Raw genomic sequence first — 24,620 nt, forward strand, 5'->3', positions numbered from 1 at the left:
CGTATACCCATGCATATCCACGTCACCGGCAGCGGCCCGGCACTGGTCCTGATCCACGGCTGGGCACTGCACGGCGGCATCTTCGCGCCGCTGGTCGAACGCCTGTCGCCGCGCTTCCAGCTGCACGTGGTGGACCTGCCCGGCCACGGCTTCAGCCGCGACGACGACACCCCGCTGCGCCTGCCCTACCTGGTCAACGCCATCGCCGCCGCCACGCCGCCGGCGGTGTGGTGCGGCTGGTCGCTGGGCGGGCTGGTGGCGCTGCACGCCGCGGCCACGCTGCCGCAGGTACGCGGGCTGGCGATGCTCGCCGCCACGCCGCGCTTCGTGCGCGATACCGACTGGCCCGACGCGGTGGACCGCAGCGTGTTCGAGCAGTTCGGCCAGGACCTGGAACAGGACTACCGCGGCACGCTGGAGCGCTTCCTGGCGCTGGACGTGATGGGCTCGCAGCATGCGCGCAGCGAACTGCGCACCCTGCGCGACGCCCTGGTCGAGCGCGGCGAACCGGCGCCGCGCGCCCTGCACGAAGGCCTGGCCCTGCTGGACCGCAGCGACCTGCGCGGCGCCCTGCCCAACCTGCGCACGCCCGGCCTGTGGATCGGCGGCCAGCGCGACCGGCTGGTGCCGGCCAAAGCCATGCACAGCGCCGCGGCGCTGGTGCCGGCCGGCCTGCATGCCGCGCACACCATCGACGGCGGCGGCCACGCGCCGTTCCTCGGCCATGCCGACGACGTCGCCGGGCTGCTGCAACGCTTCGTTGCGGACTGCACGTGAGCCGGCGCCTGCGCGCATCGCCGATCATGTGCAGCCACCGAACACACCGGGAGTAGGCCGATGGATCTGGGAATCGCCGGGCGCTGGGCGCTGGTCTGCGGCGCCAGCAAGGGGCTGGGGCTGGGCTGCGCGCGCGCACTGGCCGGCGAAGGCGCCCACGTGGCCATCGTCGCCCGCGGCGCCGATGCGCTGGAAGCGGCCGCGGCGGAACTGCGCGCGCTGCCCGGCGCCGGCCAGGTCGTCGCCGTCGCCGCCGACATCACCACCGCCGCCGGCCGCGCCGCCGCGCTCGCCGCCTGCCCGCAGGTGGACATCCTGGTCACCAACGCCGGCGGCCCGCCGCCGGGCGACTTCCGCGACTGGGAACGCGAACACTGGCTGGCCGCGCTGGACGCCAACATGCTCACCCCGATCGAACTGATCCGCGCCACCGTCGACGCGATGGCCGCGCGCGGCTTCGGCCGCGTGGTCAACATCACCTCCAGTTCGGTGAAGGCGCCCATCGACATCCTCGGCCTGTCCAACGGCGCGCGCTCGGGGCTCACCGGCTTCGTCGCCGGCCTCGCCCGCACCCACCTGGCGCGCAACGTCACCCTCAACAACCTGCTGCCCGGCGCGTTCGACACCGACCGCCTGCGCGGCACGCTGGACGCCAGCGCGCGCCGCCAGCAGCTGCCGCTGGACGAGGTGGCCGCGCGCCGCCGCGCCGGCATCCCCGCCGGCCGCTTCGGCATGCCCGACGAATTCGGCGCCGCCTGCGCCTTCCTGTGCAGCGCGCACGCCGGCTACATCACCGGGCAGAACCTGCTGATCGACGGCGGCGCCTACCCCGGTACCTTCTGACCCCGTTGCAACTGCGTATTCCCATGCCTTCCCTGTTCGATGCCAAGCACGTCCGCCGCGCCTTCTCGCGCGCCGCCTCCAGCTACCACGCCGCCGCGGTGCTGCAGCAGGAGGTGGCAAAACGCCTGCTGGAATCGCTGGACTACCTGGAGGAACGGCAGCCGCAGGTGGTGCTGGACGTGGGCAGCGGCCCGGCGCACGCGACCGCGGCGATGAAGAAGCGCTGGCCCAGGGCGCAGGTGATCGCGCTGGACCTGGCCCTGCCGATGCTGGCCGAAGCGAAGAAGCAGGCCGGCTGGTGGCGCCCGTTCTCGCGCGTGTGCGCCGACGCGCGGGCGCTGCCGCTGGCCGACAACAGCGTGGACGTGATCTTCAGCAACCTGTGCCTGCAGTGGGTGGAAGACCTGCCGTCGGTGTTCGCCGGCTTCCGCCGCGTGCTCAAGCCCGGCGGCCTGCTGGTGTGCTCCACCTTCGGCCCGGACACGCTGGTCGAACTGCGCGATGCGTTCGCGCAGGCCGACGCCACCCCGCACGTGAGCCGCTTCGTGCAGATCGCGCAGTTCGGCGACGCGCTGATGATGGCCGGCTTCCGCGACCCGGTGCTGGACCGCGACCTGTTCACCCTCACCTACGACGACCTGCCCGCGCTGATGCGCGAGCTCAAGGCCATCGGCGCGACCAACGCGCTGAGCGAACGCCGCCATACCCTCACCGGGCGCAGCCGCTTCAACGCCGCGCAGGCGGCCTACGAACCGCTGCGCCGCCCCGACGGCAAGCTGCCCAGCAGCTGGGAAGTCATCTACGCCCATGCCTGGGCGCCGGAACCGGGCGCGCCGATCCGCGAGCATGGCCACGATGTCGCCGCGGTGCCGGTGTCGGCGATTCCGATCCGGCGAAAGCAGAACCCGTAGGGACGGGCCAGCCCGCAAGCCGCCGTGGCTCCGGCCGCGAAAGCGCCAGCGCAGCGCGCTCCGCGCTGCCTTCAGCCGCCGACCTGCGCGATCCAGTCCTGCAGGTTGTAGTAGTTGCTGACACGCGCGATGCGGCCATCGCGGATATCGAAGAACGCGCCGCCCGGCAGCACGTAGCGCTGGCCGTTGGCCGGCGGCAGGCCTTCGTCGGTGTGGTGGTACTGGCCATGCACCACGTATTCGGCCGCGGCGCGGGTGCCGTCGGTGCTGGCCATCACCACCACCTCGCGCAGCTGCTCGCGGTAGCTGGCGTCCATGCGCCGCAGGAACGCGGCGAACGCCTCGCGGCCGCTTTCGCGCGCGCCCTGGTTGAGGTCGTGCGCCACGTCGTCGGTCAGCCGCTCCAGCATGCCGGCCCAGTCGCCGCGGTTGAAGGCATCGTAGTAGGCGCGGACCAGGTCGATGGCCTGCTGCTGCGCGGGAAAAGCGTCGTGGCTCATGGGGTTCTCACGGAAGGAACGAGGACGGCGCTCAGGCGCCGCCGGCGAACAGGTCGCGGTGGAAGAAATAGATTTCCTGCGCCAGGAAGCGCCAGCTGGTGTGGAAGCTGCGGAAGCGCGTGCTCGGCGTGGACGAGGCCAGCGCATCGATGCCCAGTTCCTTGGACAGGCGCAGCGCGCGCGCCATGTGCAGCGGGTCGCTGACCAGGATGGCGCGGTGCATGCCGTGCGCGTCCATCAACCGCTTGGCCTCCACCAGGTTCTGGCGGGTGGTACGCGAGCGGTTTTCGATCAGGATGTCCCTGGCGGGGATTTCCTGCTTCAGCGCATAGCGGCGCGCCACCTGCGATTCGGAGAAACGCGCGCCGGCGCCGCCGAAACCGCCGGTGAAGATCAGCTTGGGCGCGTAGCCCTGGCGGTACAGGTCCAGGCCGTGGCGGATGCGCTCCTCGAACACCGGCGACGGCTTGGCGTCGTAGGCCGCCGCGCCCAGCACGATGATCGCGTCGGCCGGCGCGGCCTGGTCGCGGTCGCCCACCCAGATGATCCACGCCGCCACGCCCAGCAGCCACAGCAGCACCAGCACGCACAGGCGCCACAGCCAGTCGAACAGGCCCGCGCGCCGGCCGCTCATGCGCCCATCCAGGGCAGCGCGTCCAGGTCGACGTTGCCGCCGGACAGCACCAGGCCCACGTCGCGCCCGGCGAAGCGCTGCGGCTGCGCCAGCACCGCCGCCAGCACCGTGGCCGACGACGGCTCCACCACCTGCTTGAGCACCTGCCACAGCAGGCGCATCGCCGCCACGGTGGCATCGTCGTCCACGGTGACGACCGTGGCGTTGCCGTGCAGCAGCGCGAAATTGGGTTCGCCCAGCGCGCCGCGCAGGCCGTCGCAGACGGTGTCGGGCACGAAATCGACCAGCCGCCGCCCGGCCTCCAGCGAACGCGCGGTGTCGGCCGCGCCGGCCGGCTCGGCCAGCACCAGTTCGCAGCCCGGCGCCGCGTGGCGCAATGCCAGCAGCGTGCCGGAGGCCAGCCCGCCGCCGCCGGCCGGTACCACCACCGCATCCAGCGCGGTGCCGGCCTGGCGCAGCAGCTCCAGCGTCGCCGTGCCCTGGCCGGCGATCACCTGCGCGTCGGCATAGGGGTGGACCAGCGTCGCCCCGGTGTCCTGCTGCACGCGTGCGCACTCGGCCTCGCGCGCGGCCTGGGTCGGCGCGCAGCGCCACAGCGTGGCGCCGTGGCGGGCGATGTTGGCCAGCTTGGCCGCCACCGCGCCCTCGGGCACCACCACATGGCAGGGAATGCCGCGCGAGCGCGCCGCCAGCGCCAGCGCCGCGCCGTGGTTGCCGGAGGAATGCGTCACCACGCCGTGGCGCGCCTGCGCCTCGTCCAGCGCCCACACCGCATTGCAGGCGCCGCGGAACTTGAAGGCGCCGCCGCGCTGCAGGTGTTCGGCCTTGAAATGCAGGCGGGCGCCGGCCAGCGCATCCAGCTCGCGCGAACGCAGGACCGGGGTGACCGTGGCATGGGGCGCGATGCGGGCCGCGGCGGCCAGCACGTCGGCCGGCCCTGGCAGGGTGAGTTCAACCATGGGGAAAGGTTAACGTAGGCCCCGGTGCCCGGCCATCTCGGGCGGGCACTGCACCTGCGTTCAGCCCCTGCCGGCAGGGTTAAGGACCGATTCAATGCAGGCGCACGAAGCTGGCCGCGTACCCAACAGGGGGAAACTCATGAAAATGCGCCTGATCCTATCGGCCGGCCTGCTGCTCGGCCTGTCCGGCTGCGCCACCTACGACTATGTCGACGGCGGCGCCGGCGGCTATTACCGCGGCGCCACGTCGGTGCAGCGCACCTACCCGTACGGCTACCCCTATGGTGGCGGCTATGGCCCTTACGGCTATGGCAGCTACGGCTATTACGACTACTACCGCTACCCGTACCCGGTCTACCGCCCGCCGCACTACCCGCGCCCGCCGCAGGGCGGCCACTGGGGTGGCGGCCACCGTCCGCCGGGCCATGGCAACGGCGATGGCGGCCACCGCCCGCCGCCGCGCCCCGGCGATGGCGACGGGCGCCCGACCCGTCCGCCGCGCCCGCCGGTGGAAGGCGGCGGCAAGTCGCCGTGGCGCGACATGGACCGCCTGCAGCGCCCGCAGCCGCGCCCGGCCCAGCCGGTGCAACGGGCCATGCCGGCACCGCGCGCCACCGCCGCCCCGCGCCCGATGATGCAGCGGCCCGCACCGCCCCGACCGCCGTCACAGTCCCACGGCCCGCGGCCGAGGGATCAACAGGAACTTTGAAGCGCTTGCATTTGCCGAAAAACCAGGCAATCTTGTCGAACCGGGTGACCGGCAGCGTCGTTAACTGACACGAACTGCCCTTCACACCACACCGCTTCAATGTCGATGTCCGTCAGGAAATCTGGATCCCCCCTGTTCCGGCCCTGTCGGGCATCGGCGCCTACAACAACAAAGCCCCGGCCATGCCGGGGCTTTGTTTTTCCGGGCCTGGGCCGGGGCCTTCCCCGGGCGCGGCAGGCGGCGGGGCGCAAGGCGCCGCAATGGCCTGGCCCGCATGGCCTGCCCTGGCGAAACCCGCGATAAAAGAAGGGCCGGCAGTCCCCCGACTGCCGGCCCCATGCTTCCCCGGTGTGCGCTTCGGCTGGCCCCTGTTCCAATTCCAGCCATTGCGCCCTCGGCGCATGCCACACCGGGTGCAATGACGTTAGCTGCAGTTTGTGTGCCAACTTTAGGCCTTCCTCCATGCCCGGCAGGCATTGGCGGTAAAATCACCAGGCTCTCGCCACGGGCCCGCACCCCCGGCCGGCGACGGACTTCACACTTTCAGTCCCCATTCCCCTCATGACCGACTCCTTCCATCGTTACGACGTCATCGTCATCGGCGGCGGCCACGCCGGCACCGAGGCCGCGCTGGCCGCGGCGCGCGGTGGCGCCCGCACCCTGCTGCTGACACACAACGTGGAAACCGTGGGCGCCATGAGCTGCAACCCGGCCATCGGCGGCATCGGCAAGGGCCACCTGGTCAAGGAGATCGACGCGCTGGGCGGGGCCATGGCGCACGCCTCCGACCTGGCCGGCATCCAGTGGCGCACGCTCAATGCCTCCAAGGGCCCGGCGGTGCGCGCCACCCGCTGCCAGGCCGACCGCAACCTGTACCGCATGGCGATCCGCCGCATCGTCGAATCGCAGCCCAACCTGACCGTGTTCCAGGCCGCGGTGGACGACCTGGTCATCGAGGGCGACACCGTGCGCGGCGCCATCACCCAGACCGGGCTGACCTTCCATGCACCGGCCGTGGTGCTCACCGCCGGCACCTTCCTGGCCGGCAAGATCCACATCGGCGAAACCCAGTACACCGCCGGGCGCATGGGCGACCCGCCGGCCACCACGCTGGCCGCGCGCCTGCGCGAGCGCCCGTTCGCCATCGACCGGCTCAAGACCGGCACCCCGCCGCGCATCGACGGCCGCTCGCTCGACTACAGCGTCATGGAAGAACAGCCCGGCGACGACCCGCTGCCGGTGATGTCCTACCTGGGCCACGTGGCCGAGCACCCGCGCCAGGTGAGCTGCTGGATCACCCACACCAGCGAACGCACCCACGAGGTGATCCGCAACGCGCTGCACCGCTCGCCGCTGTACAGCGGCCAGATCGAGGGCATCGGCCCGCGCTACTGCCCGTCCATCGAGGACAAGGTGGTGCGCTTCGCCGAAAAGGACAGCCACCAGATCTTCGTCGAACCCGAAGGCCTGGACGTGGTGGAGATCTACCCCAACGGCATTTCCACCTCGCTGCCGTTCGACGTGCAGCTGGAACTGGTGCGCAGCATCCGCGGCTTCGAGCATGCGCACATCACCCGCCCCGGCTACGCCATCGAATACGACTTCTTCGACCCGCGCGGGCTCAAGAACACGCTGGAAACCCGCCAGGTGGCCGGCCTGTTCTTCGCCGGCCAGATCAACGGCACCACCGGCTACGAGGAAGCCGGCGCGCAGGGCCTGCTGGCCGGCATCAACGCCGCGCTGTTCGTGCAGGGGCGCCAGGGCTGGTGCCCGCGCCGCGACGAGGCCTACATCGGCGTGCTGGTGGACGACCTGATCACCCACGGCACCAGCGAGCCCTACCGCATGTTCACCAGCCGCGCCGAATACCGGCTGCAGCTGCGCGAGGACAACGCCGACGCGCGCCTGACCCCCACCGGCCGCGAGCTGGGCCTGGTCGACGACCGCCGCTGGCGCGCCTTCGAAACCAAGCAGGCCGCCGTGGCCAGCGAAAGCGCGCGCCTGCGCGGCCTGTGGGCCACCCCCGCCAACGCCCTGGGCCGCGAAGTGCAGGAAACCACCGGCGTGGCGGTGAGCCGCGAAACCAACGTGCTCGACCTGATCAAGCGCCCGGAACTGGACTACGCCAAGCTCATGCGCGTGCCCTCGCTCGGCCCCGGCGTGGACGATGCGCGCGTGGCCGAACAGGTGGAAATCAGCGTCAAGTACGCCGGCTACCTGGACCGCCAGCGCGAGGAAATCGAACGCCAGCAGCGCCACGAGAACACCGCCATTGCCGAAGGCTTCGACTTCGCCGCCGTGCGCGGCCTCTCCGCCGAAGTGCTGCAGAAACTCGAACGCGTGCGCCCGCAGACCATCGGCCAGGCCCAGCGCATCCCCGGCATGACCCCGGCCGCGATCTCGCTGCTGCTGGTGCACCTGGAGCGGGCGCGGCGCGGGAAGGTGGCGTGATTCCAGCCGTCAGCATTGGTCGAGCAGAAGACTTTTAATCTTTTGGAAGGTTCGAATCCTTCACGGCCCACCATTCTTTTCAATCACTTGCGCGTGTCCAGCTGGCCAATATTTCGCCAGCTGGGAAAATTCGTGGGAAAAATAACCTCATCGCGTCGTGAGATTGTCGGTCAGCCGCGTCGCTTCGGCGGCTGTACAACTGGCACCGCGTGGTCGTAGTGGTTGGTCATCTGCGGCGTGGCGTGTCCTGCCGCCTCCTGCTTGTCGGCGCGGTTGCCCTCGGTGTCGGTGATGCCGCGATGCTTCAGCCCGTGCAGGCTGAAACGCTCTTCCGGCGTGATGACCTTCTCCGCTATGGCCAGGTGGATCATCCGTTGCCACGCGCTGTCCAGCATCACGGCGTGGAGGTACGGCGGAACGCTTCCACGCGTGGGCACTACCCTGGCGTTGCGCACGCCCTTGGCCAAGTACATGCGGCGCGGCGTGGCCCAGGGTCAGTTCTACCAGGTGCAGGCCTGGGGCGAGGAACACGCCTTCGAGGCCGGCAGCATCTTCCAGCTGCGCGAGGCCGACATTGGCCAGGAGATCTACGGCTTGCCGGAATGGTTGAGCGCCATGCAGTCGGCGCTGCTCAACGAATCGGCGACGCTGTTCGGCCGGAAGTACTACAACAACGGCTCGCACGCCGGTTTCATCCTGTACCTGACCGACGAGAAGCAGAGGACATCGACGCCCTGCGCGCGGCACTCAAGAGCGCCAAAGGCCCTGGCAACTTTCGCAACCTGTTCCTCCATTCTCCGGGCGGCAGCAAGGATGGCATCAAGCTGATCCCGGTCAGCGAGGTGGCCGCGAAGGACGAGTTCACCGGGGTCAAGGGCATCACCCGTGACGATATGATGGCCGCCTTGCGCGTACCGCCTCAGCTGATGGGCATCGTGCCGCAGAACGCCGGCGGCTTCGGCAGCATCCGCGACGCCGCCGCGGTCTGGGCGGCCAACGAGCTGGAACCCCTACAGGCGCGCATGCTCAAGGTCAACGACTGGCTCGGCGAGGAGGTCATCACGTTCAACCCCTACCAGCCGCCCGCAGCGGCGGCGTAACGCTTTCCCCACCACGGCAACACCATGAACCTGAAGAACCTGCGCTGTGGCGAGTGCGCTCGCCTGCTAGGCAAGGCCGGCGCATTCGACCAGCTCCAGATCAAGTGCCCGCGCTGCGGCACGCTCAATCACCTGAAGGCCGAGAGCCTCATCTCAGATCGCCGCGAGCGATTCGACCACGAAGGCTCTCACCATGACCAATGTGCTGTTGCAGGGCGACGCCCTGAAGTTGCTTCCCACGCTCGAAGCGGAATCGTTCGACGCGCTGATCACTGACCCGCCGTATGCCAGCGGCGGGGTCACCGCCGCGGCCCCGGCCCAGGCGCCCTCGAAGAAGTACTGCCGCGACGGCGGCCACGCCGACTTCGTGGGCGACGAGCGCGACCAGCGCGCCCACCTGCGCTGGATGCACCTGTGGCTGTCGGACTGCGCGCGGGGCTACTGAAGGACGGCGCGCCGGTGCTGCTGTTCACCGACTGGCGGCAACTGCCGCTCATTACCGACGCGCTGCAGCTGGCGGGATTCACCTGGCGCGGCATCACCGTGTGGGACAAGACCGAAGGCGTGCGGCCGCAGCTCGGGCGCTTTCGCAACCAGGCCGAGTACATCGTGTGGGGCAGCAAGGGCCACATGCCGTTGCAGCGCCGCGCGACCGTGCTGCCTGGCGTGATCCGTGAGCCCGTGCTCAAGGCTGACAAGCACCACCTCACCGGGAAGCCCACCGCGCTGATGCGCCAGCTGGTGCGGATCTGCGAGACCGGCGGACGGATCCTCGATCCCTTCGCCGGCAGCGGCACCACGCTAGTGGCGGCCGCACTTGAGGAGTTCGATAGCACGGGTATCGAAATGACAGGCCACTATGCGAGCGTTGCGGCCCAACGACTTCGCACGGCATAGGCAAGAGACACCCGCGCGGCAGTGCCGCGCGGGTGTCTAACGCCATGCGCACTCAGCTGCGCTTCCTCATGAGCTGGGCCTGTAGCTTGGCAATCTGAGAGCGTAGGTCCCTATTCTCCCGCTCAAGGCGTGGATCCACCGCCATAGCGTCTAGCGAGTCCCGGAGGATCTCGATAGTATTTTCACGGTTACCAGGCTTCATGGCATTCGCTTCGAGTTCTGTGAGCTTCCGGTCTGCCTTGGCGATTCCCTCGCTCTTCGCATTAGCTATCAGGCGCTCTCTGACTTCTCGCATAAGAGTTGAGCGCTGAGCCCAAGGCAGAGAAACTTCTGCGCTTGAGCGAACCATCCTGATGAGCGTTCGTTCAAGATCGGATGAGAAGCGCGATCGTCGTTCGTCAAACAGAAATGACTTCATTGCCGTTAGGCCCAAGGCCACGTCAGGAAGCATTGATACCAGAAGCAAAGCGCCAGCTATCGAAACCACCATTTGCCTTTCGCCCGTCTGCCTAAAATGTTCCTCAATTTTGCTGAGGCGATGTCCTGAACTAATGAGGAGACAGGAGGCGGAAGGGTCGTTGTCCTGGGTGGTCGCAACGAGGTGGACGAAAGCTGCGTACAGCTCCGCGTCGCGGGTTGCCTTATCGCGATCAATCTTGCTAAGAGTGTTTGGGTGATTCTCCTCCGCCAGGCTCAAAGCATACTGCGCTACCTGCCTGGCTAGATCTGCGAGCTGGGACGACCTAGGGGGCATAACCTGAACGTTGAAATCGCTACGAAGGTTTGCTGCGATGCGTGAGTAATCGTATTTGGTTTCGCCGCGGAACTGCTGTATGTATTGCCTCCAAGCAGAGTGTCGTATGCGCTTTCGAGCCAGCATTTCGGCGAACGAACGGACGAACGCGTTCTCGATCATGCGAAGGCGATCGTGTTCATTTCCGGGCAAAAGATGGTTGATTTGGGAGAAATCTGCCTGTGCAATCCAGGCGTGGTATGCGGCTTCTTGTAGGACCGGTTCTCCGACCAGAACGCGCCCGCGATTTCTGTGCCATGATTCCACGATCGTTTTAACGGCGTCGTGATCCGGCTCCCCAATGCCAAGTAACGATAGGATCACGTCAGTGTCTAGGACGACCGTCGTTCTGGCCAGTAGCCGACCAATGGCCTTGGCGCTTTCATTCTCGAGGCCCATCGTGCATGCCGCTACAAAACCTGCGCACACCTGTACGAGCCATTCCGCCGCTGGGCCTGCTCTGTCGGAGAAAAGGTCTTTGACCGCTTGCGCTAGATCCTGCTGGCGCCTAATGCTTGTTGATGTCTTTCCCACGGCGTCGGCGATCTCATCGACAAAGCTGAGGGGGCTCGCACCCGGCTCGACGGGGTTGTCCGGGTCGAGCATCGCGCTCACCTCGTCGACTATCGCATGGCCGCGTTGGTAGAGGAAGTTGGCGAGTCGCTCTTCGAACGTTGCCCAGATCCGAGAAAATTCATCAGGAATGATCGGCGAGCCGATTGCTGTCTCCAAAGCTAGCTGGATCTGCCGCCGGCCATCCATCAGCTGTTCCGCAGCCGATGTCTCGTTGGCCGCACGCCGCTCATGCCCCGCTGTGGTGATGTGGTAGACCTCGCCGTCCCTTGTGACAAAGCCATGTGCCACTAAGTCGTTCAAGTAGGGCATCAATGCCTGCGGACGCAAGGGCCGGCTGAGCCCCAGCCCATTGCCGATCTGAATTCCAATCGAGGTTGAGGTTCGCCCGGTATCGACCAATGCATCTAGGATTGCTGCATCATAGATCGCGTGGCGGATAGCGTTCGATTCTTCGGCCGTGGATGTCATTAGAGCGAGGCGAAGACCTCTCGCGTCGCTTTCGCTGAACGCATTGGTATCGATAGCCGTCAGAACGTTGCTTATTTCTGCTTTGTAGTGGCGCTGCAACCGCTCGTTCTCCCCCATCGCCTGCGCGAGTTGATGGGCGCCCAAGCAGCGAATTTCGAAGGCGGACTCAACCTCTGCCTGTAGCGCGGCTTGAATGTCGTCAAGCTTATGTTCGCTAAGGCGCTGGCTTGAGCAAAAGTAGACCATCTTCACGCCAGTGGTGGTCGCCTGAAGGCGCGCTAGATCCTCCAGAGTCTTTGCGTCGGCGTCGTCGCGAAGGCTGCAGCACACATAAAGGCCTGCCGCTTGCCCATAGCCGACCGCGTCGCGGCCGAGATCCCAAGACGTCGTGGTCGTGAGTACTGGCTGTCCTCCCTCAAGCTCGCTCACCACCTCCGCACAGAAGACCTCAAAGCGGCTGGGATTGGTTTCTGCCCTCAAGACAATTTCGTAGATGTTCGTGCGGAACTCGCTGTCGGCTGCAGCCATGGGTCTGTCTCGGTGTCCAGCTGAATCTGCGAATCATACGACGCCCAGGCGCGGGGACTGATCGCTGTCGTGCAACGCGGATCGCGGCGCGCAGTCGTCGCCCTGCCACGCCTGAGGTCTTCATGCACCCCTTTTTCTGCACCGCTGCGCCGCCGGCCCGGGCCGCGCCACTGCTGGCGCTTGCGGCCCTCCGGCAGGTTTTGCCGCCGCCCTGCGGAACCCTGCGCCGAGAGGCCCCGTAGAGCGGCCCACAGGCGGCCACGCTAGGTGGTGGCCTGGTCGTCAGAATTTCCAGATGGCCATCGGAAACAGGTAGCCAGGTAATTCACTCCGGTTTGGCGTGTCTAAGTCGTTGAATATAAACGTGAAAACGGGATTACCTTGGGAGGTAATTTGAGGTAATCCGCCGATCCTCAAAAGGTAATGTCATTGATTTGTAAGAACTTTTTCAGTGGGCTAGACTACTCCCCGAAAGGTAATCAGGTTACCTCAACATTACCCCGGAATTACCTTTGAGATATGTTGATATGTAATTGATATTGTTCAATAAAGTGCTTCGATCCTGAACAGGTTGCCTAAATTACCTGTTCCCGGTGGTCATCTGAAAAATTGAGATAGGGGGCGGTAGAGTGGTTCGCCACAGCCAGCCGCTAACACCGGAGCCCCGCCATGGCCTTGACCCGCGACGCCCTGCAGCAGCTTCGAGCAGGTCCGCCGCGGAACGACGATATGGGCCACTCGCCACGAAGCGACCATCCGTGACCAGGTGCGGGCGCGGATCGCGGCCCGCCCCGTCACATGGGGATTCGGCGATAGCCCCCGAGACCGCTCACTGCTAACGTGCCCGAGGAAGCTGCCATGGAGCCAGATCCGCAAATCGTCACCGCACTGGTTTCCCTCGCTGCACGGGTGGATGCGCTGACCTGGATTTCTGGCGCCCTCCTGCGCTCGCATCCGAATTCTGCCGCAGTACTGCAGGCTTGGCGCGACCGCCAGGCAGACGCGGCGGACAGCGGCTTTGAGATCGAGGCGTCGGCGTACCGCGAGAGGTTCCTGCAGGAGCTGGAGCTGTGGACGGGAACGCTGGAAGCGGAAGCCCGGCGGCGATAACGGGAATGGACCGGGCGACCGCCACCGCCCTGATTGACCAGCTATGCCGCGAGCTGCCGCGCGGCGATAGCGCCGCGGCTGACGACTTCGACTACGGATGGTTCCGAGAGAGAGTGACGACCATTGCCCAGCGATGCCGGCCCGTCGACGGGATCTACATCTGGCAATACGCGTTGTGGCACCTGGACAGGGCGGCGCTGTTACCTGGCGCGATCGCGCCGCGGCACGACGCATAAACCCATCATCGGGCCGCGCATTCGCTGGGAAAATGCTTCGCCGCAGATCGGCGCTTCAAGGACTTAGCGGGGTCTCCTGCGCAACGTCTTCGCGTCATGCACCTGACTGCGGAGAGCGCGCGGCAGCGGCCAACGCTACCGGCAAGCATCGATCGTCGAGCAGCCGCAGCGCGGTACCGCTCACTCGTCGTTCCGGCTGCGGCTGATCAACAACAACCCATTGCCCACCGTCACCTGCAACGCATCACCCACGGCAAAGCCGCAGCGTTCCAACCAACGGCCGGACAGGCGCAGCCTGGGTACGGCCCGGCCCACAACCTGCTGGCCCCGGCGCTCGTCGTAATACAGATAGCCCATCGTGCAGCGCTTGGGCATGCGCGCCCAGCCGCTGGAAGCGGATGGCATGGGCAACGGGGGCGAAAACAACTCCGGGACCGGAGCGGAATCGATCACCCGCGGCGTGCATGCCTCGTGCCTGGATGGGCTGCGATTGGGCGCAGGGGTGGAAACGCGTGCGACTTCCTTGGAACGGCTCATGTCGGACTCCTTGTGCGATGAGGAATCCGCCGCTTCGCTGCTAACCGAAGGTGGCGGACGGCGCGCGGTTAGCAGACCGGTCACAAGGTACCGGCAGGCCTTTCGACCTCCGCGCACCGCCCGCCATGGAACGGGCATGTCCGACCACGCCAACGGCCGGGCATGAAAAAGCGCCGGCATCGACGATGGGCGCTGGTGCGCCTTGTGCTTCGAGCTGCTAAACCCGGCTGCGGACTTTGCCGCAGCGGTTTGATGGTGCTACTCGGTCAGCAAAGAAGTCAATCAGACTTCTCCGCTATCAACCCTAAGCAAACAGTCCCTCGGGTTCGCGGTTGTGACAGCTATGTCGGTGGGCGAAGTCCGGAAACTCTGCAATGGGGTCGCACTCTGCCTTTAGCTGTGGCCGGCGCTGTAAGCTAGTTGACCTCGTCTAGGCCGCCTAAGATCAAGGTGAGTCAATGGTTGTGGCCCGCTGCGGCGCAGTATGAATGAGTCGTATAAACGGACCTGGCGTCCGTCCGTCGATTCGCGGTACGACCCACTTCAGGCGTTAGCCGCTATTTGACCATCGAGGAATCGAACAAGAAATGGCCCGAAGCAAACAAGAGCCCAAGCAGACTGAACGAACGAAGTTGATCGTTCCGCTGGAGCAAGCCCAGAAACGTGTTCGCACTCAGATCGAACGAGGCGAAGCAGTCCCCAACCAGTCGATAAACGAGAACGAAGAGGCGAGGAGGTGGTACGAGTTCACGTCGGAGCTCCTGCGTCAAATCTCGAGTACCGATGAACTGCGAGATGATTTTACGGGAAAGGGGAGATTTAGCTTTGACTCCGACATTTCCACCGGGAGCTATCTCAAAAAGCTGCGCTCCATTCATGACCGGTTGGAGCTGCTTCCTGCGGCTGAACCCGCAGGTGCACCAACTCACGAGCTCAAACGGACCAGGAAGCCAAGCTCACGCCGAGTTTTTATTGTGCACGGTCACGACGATGGCCTTAAAGAGACTGTAGCTCGGTTTCTGGCCAAGCTCGATATCGAACCCGTCATCTTGCATGAGCAGCCGAACCGAGGACAGACCATCATAGAGAAATTCGAAGGGCATTCTGATGTGGCATTCGCGGTTGTGTTATTCACCCCTGACGACATGGGCTATCCCGCGGGGAAAGGCGAAGAAGCCAAGCCTCGAGCGCGCCAGAATGTGGTCCTAGAACTCGGCTTCTTCATGGCTGCCCTCGGACGAGACCGAGTGTGCGTTCTCTACAAAGGTGGAGTAGACATTCCGAGTGACTATTCGGGCGTGTTGTATGAAGAAGTAGACTCAAAGGGCGCTTGGCGCTTTCAGCTGGCGTTGGAGATCAAGAGTGCCGGCATCGAGGTCGACCTAAATAGGGCAGCATAGACATGCGCCTCTGGCTTCCTGTGGGTCGTCTATCAATCATCATGGCACTGGCTGCCTTGCGGCTAACAATTCATTCAAGCCGAGGCCACTTCGCGGGACGGCTTAGTTCAAGCGTTGACCAGCGCCTGCTTCTGGCTGCATTGCGCCGGATGCCTCTGGTCCTAACGGACGCTTTTTAGCGCCAAAGGATCACGACGTGCACTTCAACCAGATCTTGATTGTCGACTCCATACCCGCCGGAGAGCGCAACACAGCTCGCGACCTATATCAGGACGTGGGGCTTCGTGCCCAAGTATTCGCGCCCGCACCGGAAGTCCGGTATCGGCGCGTTGAAGGCCGGGCCGAATTCTTGACGTTGCTCCCTGAACTGGCTGCGGCGGCATCGACTACTGGAGACATTCCCGTGCTCCACATCGAGTGCCATGGGAACGATGACGGCCTAGCATTTTCAGATGGCTCATTCGTCACTTGGGCCGATCTGAAAGGACCGCTGACTTCCCTAAACATTGCGACGGCAATGAATTTGCTCGTGGTTGTTGCTGCGTGCGATGGAAGCGCACTCACGTCGACGCTCGGACTGGTTGATCGCGCACCTGTTCACGGTCTCATCGGGCCGACGCGCGCGGTCACGCCGGAGGAATTGATGCGTGCGTATCTTGAGCTCTATGGGACGCTCATACGTACTCGATCAGCGCGGGAGGCAGTAGAAGCGATGTCTCGTGCCACGCCTGATACTTTCGTCTATCGCGCAGCGCAATGGCTTTTTCAGTATGTGTGGGATCACTATCAGGCAACACATGAAACGCCAGAGGCTCGTCTGGAGCGTGGCATAAAAATGGCGACCAATCCTCCCGTCAACTACGTCGGCCCACCTCTCCAGCCCGAATTATTGGCCCAGATGTTGGCGGAGCGTAATCGGGAATTCTTCGATGCCTTTCGCCGAAAATTCTTTCTATGCGATCTATTCCCTGATCATGAGACGCGCTTCCCCATTCGATACGACGCCCTTTGATGGACGCTTTTGGCCGAAAGCGGACATTTCCGGCAGAAATCTATTTCCTCACCACATATCATCTTTCTCCTTCCATACCTGTACTTCCGCATGCCCTCCCTCCGCCCCTTCCTAGACAAATCCCCCACCCTCGGCCAACGCGTCTACATCGACCCCGCCTGCACCATCATCGGTGACGTGGTGCTGGGCGATGACGTGTCGGTGTGGCCGGGCACGGTGATCCGGGGCGACGTAAACCATGTGCGCATCGGGGCGCGCACCAACGTGCAGGACGGCACCATCATCCATGTCAGCCACGAGAGCCCGTACAACAAGGGCGGCTACCCCACGCTGATCAGCGAGGGCGTCACGGTGGGGCATGGCTGCATCATCCATGCGTGCCGCATTGGCGATTACTGCCTGATCGGCATGGGCGCGTGCGTGCTGGATGGCGCGGTGATCGAGGACGAGGCGTTCATCGGCGCCGGGGCGGTGGTGGGGCCGGGCAAGCGGGTGGCGCGCGGCGAGTTGTGGGTGGGCAACCCGGCGCGGCCGGTGCGCACCTTGAGTGCGAAGGACATCGAGGGACTGCGGTATTCGGCGGACCACTACGTGCGGTTGAAGGACCAGTACCTGGGGATGGCGGACTTCCCGGGCGCATGAGAATCGTCATCGCCTTTGTCGCAGCCATCCTGGCACCAGTGATCGCAATCGTCGCCTGGTACCTCTATGGCCAGTTCTCCATGTTCGACTTGAGCGACCCCTACATTTGGGTTCGCACTCGCGGGGTCTTCTTCATTTGCCTCGCCATCTCGGCGGCTCACGTCATGGCACTCGGCATCCCTGCTTACCTCCTGCTCCGTTGGCGTGGCCTGTTCCGCTGGTGGAGTGCTCTCCTGGCGGGTTTTGCGTTGGGTTCCATCCCGGTGGGGGTGTTCTCGTGGCCCCTGCACTACGCCGGCTCAAGATCGTCCGCTTCGGTCAATGGAGTCGAAACCATGATTGATGGCGTACCCACAATGGCCGGCTGGCTGCAGTATGTCGAAGGCGTCTCGTTCTTTGGCGCATGCGGACTCGGTGCTGCTGCAGTGTTTTGCGCGGTACATGGCATGAGCCTTGGGAACCCGCCCAGGCGGACACCACTTCGCCGCACGTCCTGACCGGAGCGATCACCGGCCAGCGGGGCGCTACCCTGCTCTACAGGGCATCGCCGGCGTTTTTCCGTTGCCGCCGAAGCCGCGCTTGCCTCAAACTGCCCGCCTCGGGCGCGGGGGCGCCCTTCCAGGGAAAGGAACCCTTCATGTCGATCAGAACCATGGCGCTGGGCCTGCTGGCCAGCGCGACGCTGTTGTGCGCCGCTTCGCCGGCCGCGCTGGCGCAGGACGAGCAGGACGCCGCGGCGTTCGTGCAGTCGCTGCATTTCCGCACCGGCACCATCGAGGTGCCCGCCGCCAAGGCGCGCTTCAACCTGGACCCGGAGTTCCGCTACCTGGACCAGGCCGATGCGCGGCGCGTGCTGGAGGACATGTGGGGCAACCCGCCCGACGAGGACGTGCTGGGGCTGATCGTGCCGCGCTCGCCCAGCCTGGCCGACGACGACAGCTGGGCGGTGGTGGTGACCTATGCCGACGACGGTTATGTGTCCGACGAGGACGCGTCCAGCATCGACTACGACGAGCTGCTGCGCGACATGCAGGAGCAGATCAACGCCGCCAACCCGGAGCGCGAGAAGGCCGGCTACGGCACGCTGCAGCTGGTGGGCTGGGCGGTGCCGCCGCGCTATGACGCCGGCAACAACAAGCTGTACTGGGCCAAGGAGCTGGAGTTCAACGGCCAGCCAGGCCATGTGCTGAACTACGGCATCCGCGTGCTCGGCCGCCACGGTTACCTGAGCCTCAACGCGGTGTCGGGCATGAACGAGCTGCCGCTGGTGCGCACCGGCATGGAGAAGCTGCTGCCGATGGCCGAGTTCGAGCCCGGCGCGCGTTATGCCGACCACAACCCCAAAACCGACAAGATCGCCGCCTACGGCGTGGCCACGCTGATCGGCGGCGGGCTGGCGGCCAAGGCCGGGCTGTTCGCCAAGCTCGGGCTGGTCTTCGCCAAGTTCTGGAAGCTGCTGCTGATCGGCGTGCTGGCGCTGGGCGGGGTGGTGAAGAAGTTCTTCGGCGACCGCAGGAACGGCACGGTGCGGTAAGCCTTGCCGGCCCGCGGGGGCCCTTCCGCGGGCTGGGCATCCGTTGCGGCGGCCGGTAAAGTCAGCCGCTGACAGGACGCTACCGAGACACGCATGCCAGTGGCTGCCGCCCGGTCCGGATACCGGGCTTGCGACAACTCCGCACCCCGCACGCGACGGGCGGCGCCCGGCCGTTGAGCGCAGCGCCGCCCATGCTCGATACCTGCCGCGAAGTCATCACGCCCGAAGGCGTGCCGCTGCAGTTGCCGGCGGCCGGCCCGGTGCCGCGCGCGCTGGCGTGGCTGATCGACCTGATGGCGCGCTTCGGTGTGCTGGCGCTGATGAGCCCGCTGCTGATGGCGCTGGGTGGGCTGGGCCAGGGCCTGTACCTGGGGCTGATGTTCCTGATGTTCTGGGGGTACCCCATCGTGCTGGAGGTCTGGTTCGGCCAGACCCTGGGCAAGCGCGCGCTCGGCCTGCGCGTGGTGGCGCGCGACGGCGCGCCGCTGGGCTGGATGCCGGCGATCGTGCGCAACCTGCTGCGCACCGTGGACATGCTGCCGTTCGGCTATGCGCTGGGCCTGATCGCCTGCCTGTGCGATGCGCACGGGCGCCGGCTGGGCGACCTGGTGGCCGGCAGCCTGGTGGTGCACGTGCCGGCGCCCGCGCCGGTGCCGCCGGCGCGCATCGACACCGTGCTGGCGCCGCCGCTGCCGCTGCAGCCGGCCGAGCAGCAGGCGGTGATCGCCTTCGCCGACCGCGCCCCGGCGCTGTCCGGCCCGCGCCAGAGCGAGCTGGCCGACATCGCCAGCGGCCTGAGCCGGGCGCAGGGCCCAACCGGCGTGCTGCGCCTGTACGCGATGGCCAACTGGCTGCTGGGGCGGCGATGAGGCAGGAACAGTTCGTCACCCGCCACCAGCACGAATGGCGCCAGTTCGAGGACTGGCTGCAGCAGCGCGGCGGCAGCGCGCGCAAGGCGCGCGGCACGCCCGCGCCCGACCTGCCGGGCGACGAGACCATACCCGAGCGCTACCGGCGCCTGTGCCAGCAGCTGGCGCTGGCGCGCCGCCGCGGCTACAGCCCGCAGCTGGTCGAGCGCCTGCAGCAGCTGATGCAGCGCGGCCACAACCTGCTGTACCGGGCGCCGCCGCCGCGCTGGCAGCGCGCGGTGGAATTCCTGTTCGCCGGCTTCCCGCAGCTGGTGCGCGGCCAGGCCGCGGCCATGTGGGTGGCGTGCGCGCTGTTCGTGGTGCCGCTGGTGGGCGTGTTCGTGCTGCTGCAGTACAGGCCGGAGCTGGTGCACCTGCTGCTGGACCCACAGCAGATCGCGCAGATGGAAAAATCGTACGACCCGGCCGCCGACCGATTGGGCCGCGACAGCGGCACCGACTGGGCGATGTTCGGCCACTACATCATGAACAACATCAGCATCGGCCTGCGTACCTTCGCCAGCGGCCTGCTGGCCGGCGTCGGCACGGTGCTGGTGCTGCTGTTCAACGGCCTGACCATCGGCGCGGTGGCCGGCCACCTGCAGCACGTGGGCTATGGCGATGCGTTCTGGCGCTTCGTGGTCGGGCATGCGCCGTTCGAGCTCACCGCCATCGTCATTGCCGGCGGCGCCGGCCTGCAGCTGGGGCTGCGCTTGATCGCGCCGGGCCGCAGACGGCGCATCGACGCGCTGGTGGAAGGCGGGGTGATCGGCGCGCGGCTGTGCCTGGGCGTGGCCTTCATGCTGCTGGTGGCGGCGTTCATCGAGGCGTTCTGGTCGTCCATCGCCTGGGTGCCGGCGTGGGGCAAGTTCACCGTGTCCGGCGTGCTGTGGACGCTGGTGTTCGCCTGGCTGTGGCGCGGCGGGCACGGGGGCGGCGATGCGCATTGACCAGCTCGACGTGGTGCTGCGCGCGCGTTCGCAGTGGGAGGCGATGGAGCTGGGCAGCGCGCTGGTGCGGCGCCATGCCGCGGCCATCTGGAAGCCGTGGCTGCTGCTGACCGCGCCGCTGTTCGTGCTGCTCAACCTGGCCGGCTGGTGGCTGGACGCGTTCTGGCTGCCGGCGCTGCTGATGTGGTGGCTGAAGCCGGCGTTCGAGCGCATCCCGCTGTACGTGATCTCGCGCGGTGCGTTCGGCGCGGTGCCTGGCACCGCGGATACGCTGCGCGCGCAGTGGCGCTGGGGCTGGCGCGGGCTGCTGGCCTACCTGGGGTGGCGCCGGCTGAGCCCGGCACGCTCGCTGCTGATGCCGGTGGACCTGCTCGAAGGCGGCGACGCCGGGCAGCGGCGCCTGCGCCGGCGCGTGCTGGGCGGCGCGGCCTACGGCCATGCGGCGCTGCTGACCCTGGTGTACTGGCATTTCGAAGTCATGCTGCAGGTGGCCGGCGTCGCCCTGGTGTTCATGTTCGTGCCGCTGGATGCGCTGCCCGAATCGCTGCGCGTGGCGGTATCGCTGATCGGCAGCGACACCCCGGCGTGGGTATGGCTGGGCTTCAACCTGCTGGCCTGGGCGGCGATGACGGTCATCGGCCCGTTCTACAGCGGTGCCGGCTTCGGTCTGTACCTCAACCGCCGTACCCAGCTGGAAGCCTGGGACGTGGAGATCGCCTTCCGCCGCCTGCGCGAGCGGCTGTCGCGCGCGGCGCCGCTGCTGCTCGTGGCGCTGCTGGCCTGCGCGCCGTTGTCGCTGCCGGTCCATGCGCAGGACGCTGGCGATGCGGCCCCGGTAGCGCACGACAACCACAAGGGCAGCGCCACCGCGCCCGCGGCCGTGGCCACGCCGGCGACGGTCTTCGGTTCCGCGCCGACCGATACCGCCGGCTTCCGCCAGGCGGCCGCGCGTGCCTACGAAGACCCGCAGCTGGGCGCCAGACACACGGTCTGCCGCTGGGAACGCCGGACCACGGAGGAAAAGCAGCCAGCGCGGGACTGGAACTTCCCCGGCGGCGATCTGATCGCGGCGTTCGTCAAGCTGTTGGCCCTGCTCAGCGAAGGCTTCCTGTGGATCGTGGTCGGCGCGGTGTTGCTGGCGCTGGCGCTGACCGCGCGCTGGTGGCTGCCGTGGCTGCGCGGCAGCGGGAAACGGCGCCCACGCGAGGTGGAATCGGACGTCACCCGGCATGCGCTGCAGCTGCCCGATACCCTGCCGCCGGACATCCTCGCCAGCGCCCGCCGCCTGTGGCAGGACGGACGGCCACGGCATGCGCTGGCACTGCTGTACCGCGCCAGCCTGGACGAACTGGCCCGGCGCGCCGACATCGTGCTGCCGCCGGGCAGCACCGAGGCGCAGTGCCTGCGCGCATCCAAGCGCATGCCGCAGGAAGCGGACCGGCGCCTGTTCGCGCGCATGGTGCGCACCTGGCAGTACGCCGCCTATGCCGGCCGCCTGCCGTCGGACGATGAGTTCAATACCCTGCTCGACGACCTGCGCCAGCAGTACGGGTGGCCGGCATGAACCCGCGCTGGCGCAATGCGCTGATCGCCCTGGCCGTGCTGCTGCTGGCGGGCGTGGCGGTGATGTGGTTCCTGCGCAACTACCAGCGCGTCTGCGAACCGGCCACGCTGCCGGCCTATGGCGAACCCAGCTTCAACCCGCTGTTCGCGCTGCGCGAAACCCTGCGCCGCGACGGCGTGGAGGCGGAGACGCGGCGCACGCTCGACCTGCCGGCCATGCGCCTGCAGGCCCGCGACACCGTGCTGCTGCTGGACGATCCGCGCCAGCTCGCGCCGGAGCAGGTCGAACAGCTGGCGGACTGGGTGGAATACGGCGGCCACCTGCTGCTGCGCATGCCCAGGGCCGACGAGGCGCTGGATGGCGAACGCACGCTGTTGGGCCGCTTCGGCATCACGCCCAGCGAAGCCGCACCGCGCTGCCAGCCGTGGCAGGTGCAGGGGCAGGAGGAGCACCAGGAGTTCTGCGCCGGCCCCCGCTTCACCCTGGGCGAGAACGCACGCGCCGAACGGCGCTGGGGCGATGCCGCCGACGACACGCTGGCCTACGCGCGGCTGCGCTACGGCAGCGGCCGGGTGGACGTGCTGGCCGACATGGATTTCCTGCGCAACGGCCAGGACGAAAGGGACACCGGCCTGCGCGACCTGCCGCACCGCGACCTGGCGCGGCTGGTGCTGGCGCCCAACTACGGCAAGGGCCGCATGCACCTGGTCTACGCGGCCGAAGCGCCGTCGCTGTGGCGCACCGTGCTGCAGCGCGGCTGGCCGATCTGGCTGCCGCTGCTGCTGGCGCTGCTGGCGTGGCTGTGGATGCGCGCGCAGCGCTTCGGCCCGCTGCTGCCCTCGCCGCGGCAGGAGCGCCGCTCGCTGCTCGAACACGTGCGCGCCAGCGGCGAGCACCTGCACCGCTACGGCAAATCGCCGCTGCTGTACGACGCGGTGCGCCAGTCCTTCCTGGCCCGCCTGCGCCGCCGCGCGCCGCTGGCCGCGGCCCTCACCGGCGATGCCCAGCTGCAGGCCATCGCCGACCACCTGCGCTGGCCGCTCGAACGCGTGCGGCTGGCGATGCAGCTTCCTCCGTCACGCGACGACGCCGCGCTGCGCGAACGCATCGCCCTGCTCATCCAGATGAGAAACCAGCTATGACCGACCTGCCCGCTCCGCCCGCCCTTCCCGGCGATGCGCCCGCACCGGCGCCCGCGCCCGGCAACACCGAACTGATCGAACGCGTCGAACGCCTGCGCGAAGCGGTGGGCCAGGCCTTCATCGGCCAGGCCGACGTGCTGGACCAGATCCTGGTGGCGCTGCTGGCCGGCGGCCACGTACTGATCGAAGGCGTGCCCGGCCTGGGCAAGACCCTGCTGGTGCGCGCGCTGGCGCAGGCGCTGGAGCTGGATTACGCGCGCGTGCAGTTCACGCCCGACCTGATGCCCAGCGACGTCAGCGGCCACGCGGTGTACGACCCCAAGACCGAGAGCTTCAAGATCCGCCGCGGCCCGGTGTTCACCCACCTGCTGCTGGCCGACGAGATCAACCGCGCCCCGGCCAAGACCCAGTCGGCGCTGCTGGAGGTGATGCAGGAAGGCCAAGTCACCATCGAAGGCCGCGCCTTCCCGCTCACCCCGCCGTTCCTCACCCTGGCCACGCAGAACCCGGTGGAGCAGGAAGGCACCTACCCACTGCCGGAAGCGCAGCTGGACCGCTTCCTGCTCAAGGTGCTGATCGACTACCCGCAGCTGGAGGACGAGAAGCGCATGGTGGAGGCGATCACCGCCGGCCGCAGCGCCAGCGACTTCGACCTGTCCCAGGTGCCGCGGGTGATGAGCGGCGCCGACGTGGTGGCCATGCAGCAGGCGGTGGCGGCGATCACGGTGGACCCGCAGGTGATCGACTACGCGGTGCGCATCGTGGCGGCCACGCGCAAATGGCCGGGCATCGCGCTGGGCGCCGGCCCGCGCGGCAGCCTGGCGCTGGTGCGCGCGGCGCGCGCGCAGGCGGTGCTGGCCGGGCGCGATTTCGTCACGCCGGATGACGTGCGCGAGATCGCCAGGCCGGCGCTGCGGCACCGCATCGCGCTGGCGCCGGAGCTGCAGATCGAAGGGCAGTCGGCGGACGATGCGCTGACCGCGCTGCTGGCCAAGGTGGAGGCGCCGCGCAAATGAGCCGTACGGGCAGCCACGCTGCTTCCACTCACTCCCTTTCGCACGTAGTGCGAAGGGGAGGGTCGGGGAGGGGGGCCGTTGCCGTTGCCGTTGCCGTTGCCGTTGCCGTTGCCGTTGCCGTTGCCGTGATTTTGCTTTCCGCTTCTGCTTTCCGGGTCCCCTTCCGTAGCGACGGAGCCGACGGGAAAAACCCGAAGGGCGACGCGCAGGACGCGCGTCGTTTTTCGACGAGACAGGGATGTCTCGTCGAAAAATCCCGGCGGCGGAGTGGACCCGGAGTGCCGCAGGCACGGAGGGCGCGGAGGCAGGGGCGTGCTTTCTCTTGGTTACTTCTCTTTGCACGAGCAAAGAGAAGTAACTCGCTCCTGCGAAGCAGGGGCGAAAGCTCTGCTTTCAAGCTTTCGCTTCTCGCTTTGCCTCTGG

Annotated in this window: 23 protein-coding genes and 3 pseudogenes; 20 read left to right on the forward strand and 6 right to left on the reverse strand. The window is 67.2% G+C overall.

The window, feature by feature from the left end; genetic code table 11:
- The first annotated feature begins 9 nt into the window (after positions 1 to 9).
- From bioH to bioC, 3 genes are read left to right on the forward strand one after another with little or no spacing between them, the layout of a single operon-like run.
- Positions 10 to 777: a pimeloyl-ACP methyl ester esterase BioH gene (gene bioH / locus AC06FP_RS15715; protein WP_478076176.1), complete on the forward strand. Its 768-nt coding sequence runs from the start codon at positions 10 to 12 to the stop codon at positions 775 to 777.
- 60 nt (positions 778 to 837) lie between these two features.
- Positions 838 to 1,620 carry an SDR family oxidoreductase gene (locus AC06FP_RS15720; RefSeq protein ID WP_478076177.1) on the forward strand — a complete coding sequence of 261 codons (783 nt, stop codon included), beginning with the start codon at positions 838 to 840 and terminating at the stop codon, positions 1,618 to 1,620.
- Between the two features lie 23 nt (positions 1,621 to 1,643).
- Positions 1,644 to 2,531 carry a malonyl-ACP O-methyltransferase BioC gene (gene bioC, locus AC06FP_RS15725; protein ID WP_478076178.1) on the forward strand — a complete coding sequence of 296 codons (888 nt, stop codon included), beginning with the start codon at positions 1,644 to 1,646 and terminating at the stop codon, positions 2,529 to 2,531.
- 71 nt (positions 2,532 to 2,602) lie between these two features.
- Here bioC and AC06FP_RS15730 read toward each other — a convergent pair whose 3' ends face one another.
- From AC06FP_RS15730 to AC06FP_RS15740, 3 genes are read right to left on the reverse strand one after another with little or no spacing between them, the layout of a single operon-like run.
- Entirely contained in the window at positions 2,603 to 3,031 is a 429-nt protein-coding gene (locus tag AC06FP_RS15730) for a ketosteroid isomerase-related protein (protein WP_478076179.1), read from the reverse strand.
- A 31-nt stretch (positions 3,032 to 3,062) separates the two neighbouring features.
- Positions 3,063 to 3,665 (reverse strand): YdcF family protein, encoded by a 603-nt coding sequence (locus AC06FP_RS15735; RefSeq protein WP_456117799.1) that lies wholly within the window; start codon positions 3,663 to 3,665, stop codon positions 3,063 to 3,065.
- The gene (locus tag AC06FP_RS15740) at positions 3,662 to 4,624 is read right to left on the reverse strand and encodes a pyridoxal-phosphate dependent enzyme (RefSeq protein WP_478076180.1); all 963 of its coding nucleotides are present in this window, start codon (positions 4,622 to 4,624) and stop codon (positions 3,662 to 3,664) included. Before AC06FP_RS15740 ends, AC06FP_RS15735 begins: the two co-directional genes overlap by 4 nt.
- Positions 4,625 to 4,763: 139 nt before the next feature.
- Between AC06FP_RS15740 and AC06FP_RS15745 the strand changes: the two genes are divergently transcribed.
- Both AC06FP_RS15745 and mnmG read left to right on the forward strand, forming a co-directional pair.
- Entirely contained in the window at positions 4,764 to 5,333 is a 570-nt protein-coding gene (locus AC06FP_RS15745) for a hypothetical protein (RefSeq protein ID WP_456117797.1), read from the forward strand.
- 561 nt (positions 5,334 to 5,894) lie between these two features.
- Positions 5,895 to 7,784 carry a tRNA uridine-5-carboxymethylaminomethyl(34) synthesis enzyme MnmG gene (mnmG, locus tag AC06FP_RS15750; protein ID WP_478076181.1) on the forward strand — a complete coding sequence of 630 codons (1,890 nt, stop codon included), beginning with the start codon at positions 5,895 to 5,897 and terminating at the stop codon, positions 7,782 to 7,784.
- Between the two features lie 170 nt (positions 7,785 to 7,954).
- On the opposite strand, the pseudogene AC06FP_RS15755 reads toward mnmG, so the two are convergent.
- A pseudogene (locus AC06FP_RS15755) lies at positions 7,955 to 8,176 on the reverse strand (site-specific integrase); the annotation flags it as partial.
- Positions 8,177 to 8,231: 55 nt separating this feature from the next.
- On the opposite strand from AC06FP_RS15755, the pseudogene AC06FP_RS15760 reads away from it, so the two are divergent.
- From AC06FP_RS15760 to AC06FP_RS15770, 3 genes and pseudogenes are all read left to right on the forward strand, one after another.
- Positions 8,232 to 8,884, forward strand: a pseudogene (locus AC06FP_RS15760) (phage portal protein); the annotation flags it as partial.
- Positions 8,885 to 8,908: 24 nt separating this feature from the next.
- Positions 8,909 to 9,160 (forward strand): Com family DNA-binding transcriptional regulator, encoded by a 252-nt coding sequence (locus AC06FP_RS15765; protein WP_478076182.1) that lies wholly within the window; start codon positions 8,909 to 8,911, stop codon positions 9,158 to 9,160.
- Positions 9,078 to 9,781: pseudogene (locus tag AC06FP_RS15770) on the forward strand (DNA-methyltransferase). Before AC06FP_RS15765 ends, AC06FP_RS15770 begins: the two are co-directional and overlap by 83 nt.
- A gap of 52 nt (positions 9,782 to 9,833) precedes the next feature.
- Here the strand turns inward: AC06FP_RS15770 and AC06FP_RS15775 are convergent.
- Positions 9,834 to 12,146 (reverse strand): hypothetical protein, encoded by a 2,313-nt coding sequence (locus AC06FP_RS15775; protein ID WP_478076183.1) that lies wholly within the window; start codon positions 12,144 to 12,146, stop codon positions 9,834 to 9,836.
- 858 nt (positions 12,147 to 13,004) lie between these two features.
- Between AC06FP_RS15775 and AC06FP_RS15780 the strand changes: the two genes are divergently transcribed.
- The gene (locus AC06FP_RS15780; RefSeq protein WP_478076184.1) at positions 13,005 to 13,256 is read left to right on the forward strand and encodes a hypothetical protein; all 252 of its coding nucleotides are present in this window, start codon (positions 13,005 to 13,007) and stop codon (positions 13,254 to 13,256) included.
- 5 nt (positions 13,257 to 13,261) lie between these two features.
- Complete coding sequence (locus tag AC06FP_RS15785) at positions 13,262 to 13,492, forward strand: hypothetical protein (protein ID WP_478076185.1); 231 nt, start codon at positions 13,262 to 13,264, stop codon at positions 13,490 to 13,492.
- 180 nt (positions 13,493 to 13,672) lie between these two features.
- On the opposite strand, the gene AC06FP_RS15790 is transcribed toward AC06FP_RS15785, so the two are convergent.
- Entirely contained in the window at positions 13,673 to 14,029 is a 357-nt protein-coding gene (locus AC06FP_RS15790) for a SymE family type I addiction module toxin (RefSeq protein WP_478076186.1), read from the reverse strand.
- Between the two features lie 587 nt (positions 14,030 to 14,616).
- Between AC06FP_RS15790 and AC06FP_RS15795 the strand changes: the two genes are divergently transcribed.
- The 10 genes from AC06FP_RS15795 to AC06FP_RS15840 all read left to right on the forward strand — a co-directional run bounded on the left by AC06FP_RS15795 (position 14,617) and on the right by AC06FP_RS15840 (position 24,197).
- Positions 14,617 to 15,429, forward strand: a complete 813-nt coding sequence (locus AC06FP_RS15795) for a TIR domain-containing protein (protein WP_478076187.1) — start codon at positions 14,617 to 14,619, stop codon at positions 15,427 to 15,429.
- A 196-nt stretch (positions 15,430 to 15,625) separates the two neighbouring features.
- Positions 15,626 to 16,441 (forward strand): hypothetical protein, encoded by an 816-nt coding sequence (locus tag AC06FP_RS15800; protein WP_478076188.1) that lies wholly within the window; start codon positions 15,626 to 15,628, stop codon positions 16,439 to 16,441.
- A gap of 90 nt (positions 16,442 to 16,531) precedes the next feature.
- Complete coding sequence (locus tag AC06FP_RS15805; protein WP_478076189.1) at positions 16,532 to 17,083, forward strand: gamma carbonic anhydrase family protein; 552 nt, start codon at positions 16,532 to 16,534, stop codon at positions 17,081 to 17,083.
- Complete coding sequence (locus AC06FP_RS15810; RefSeq protein WP_478076190.1) at positions 17,080 to 17,580, forward strand: hypothetical protein; 501 nt, start codon at positions 17,080 to 17,082, stop codon at positions 17,578 to 17,580. The genes AC06FP_RS15805 and AC06FP_RS15810 overlap by 4 nt, the downstream gene beginning before the upstream one ends.
- Positions 17,581 to 17,720: 140 nt before the next feature.
- Positions 17,721 to 18,617, forward strand: a complete 897-nt coding sequence (locus tag AC06FP_RS15815) for a DUF2167 domain-containing protein (protein WP_478076191.1) — start codon at positions 17,721 to 17,723, stop codon at positions 18,615 to 18,617.
- Positions 18,618 to 18,808: 191 nt separating this feature from the next.
- Positions 18,809 to 19,486, forward strand: a complete 678-nt coding sequence (locus AC06FP_RS15820; RefSeq protein ID WP_456117787.1) for an RDD family protein — start codon at positions 18,809 to 18,811, stop codon at positions 19,484 to 19,486.
- Complete coding sequence (locus tag AC06FP_RS15825) at positions 19,483 to 20,475, forward strand: stage II sporulation protein M (RefSeq protein WP_478076192.1); 993 nt, start codon at positions 19,483 to 19,485, stop codon at positions 20,473 to 20,475. The genes AC06FP_RS15820 and AC06FP_RS15825 overlap by 4 nt, the downstream gene beginning before the upstream one ends.
- Entirely contained in the window at positions 20,465 to 22,039 is a 1,575-nt protein-coding gene (locus AC06FP_RS15830) for a DUF4129 domain-containing protein (protein WP_478076193.1), read from the forward strand. The genes AC06FP_RS15825 and AC06FP_RS15830 overlap by 11 nt, the downstream gene beginning before the upstream one ends.
- Positions 22,036 to 23,181: a DUF4350 domain-containing protein gene (locus AC06FP_RS15835; RefSeq protein WP_478076194.1), complete on the forward strand. Its 1,146-nt coding sequence runs from the start codon at positions 22,036 to 22,038 to the stop codon at positions 23,179 to 23,181. Before AC06FP_RS15830 ends, AC06FP_RS15835 begins: the two co-directional genes overlap by 4 nt.
- Entirely contained in the window at positions 23,178 to 24,197 is a 1,020-nt protein-coding gene (locus AC06FP_RS15840) for an AAA family ATPase (protein WP_433853262.1), read from the forward strand. Before AC06FP_RS15835 ends, AC06FP_RS15840 begins: the two co-directional genes overlap by 4 nt.
- Positions 24,198 to 24,620 lie beyond the last annotated feature (423 nt).

The organism is Stenotrophomonas sp. Steno-Z2 (assembly GCF_056393235.1).